At 26.6% G+C, this 881-nt stretch carries 1 protein-coding gene; it reads right to left on the bottom strand.

All coding sequences use genetic code 11. The features are described 5' to 3' along the window. On the bottom strand, window positions 1-881 hold an 881-nt coding region (locus CP960_RS13810), incomplete at both ends, for a hypothetical protein (protein ID WP_196778343.1).

The following is an 881-nucleotide window of genomic DNA, read 5'->3' as shown; positions in this document are numbered from 1 at the left end:
TTTTTCTAATTGCATATTTTGAAAGAATTTTTTTAGAGCCATTCTTTAAAGTTCTATATCCTTTCATAATTTCAATAACTGAATTATCATCTAAATTTTTATGTTCAAACTTTTGCATGAACAAATCCCATATATCAGGAATTGAATTTAAACATGTTGTTGAGTTTTCTAAATATCCTTTTTCATTAAATAAATGTTTTAATTTATCTCTTCTAATTTGAACTTCTATTCTCCAAACTTCTTTATTCTCATCATAATTATCATTTACTAGCCAACGACTTGGCTTAACAAATGATTTATCAGGAAACTTTTTTATTTCATGAGTTTTGTTATAAACTCTTACCATAAAATTACCAGCACCTAAAACAAAGCCCGTGAATTTCATACCATCAAAATAAGCGTTACTATCAGCTTCCATATATACTTCTTTTTTTCTACTTCTTGTTTTCATTCTGAAAAAATCCATGATTGTAAAATCATAGTTTTGTATATCTGTACACAGATGAATTTCACTAGCAATAGAATAAGTATGAGGAATAATCTCTTTTAAAAAACTTTGCATTTGAGTAACACATTTAACATAACCATAACGAGCCAAATAATCGGCTCTATACTCAACTTTAATGCATGGTTGTTTTGTAATTTTCTTAAATCTTTTGAAAGAAATTGAAACATCACCGTTTTTTATAGTAACTGCGAACCCTTTTTGTGATGTTGACATTATGTGGAATTTATGATTATTTATAGTTTCTGTTAAATATCTCTCATCACCATTATATGATTTAATATTTTGTGCTTCTTTTTTTAAAGCTATTAAATCCGTCACAAAATCATTAAAATCAATCATTTCAGATTGTGTTAGTTGCATGTTTGGGTAATAG

Origin of the sequence: Malaciobacter halophilus (assembly GCF_002837275.1) — a bacterium.
Lineage (GTDB): Bacteria > Campylobacterota > Campylobacteria > Campylobacterales > Arcobacteraceae > Malaciobacter > Malaciobacter halophilus.
Note: the sequence above shows the minus strand (reverse complement) of the source record. Positions and strands in the feature narration are given on the sequence as shown.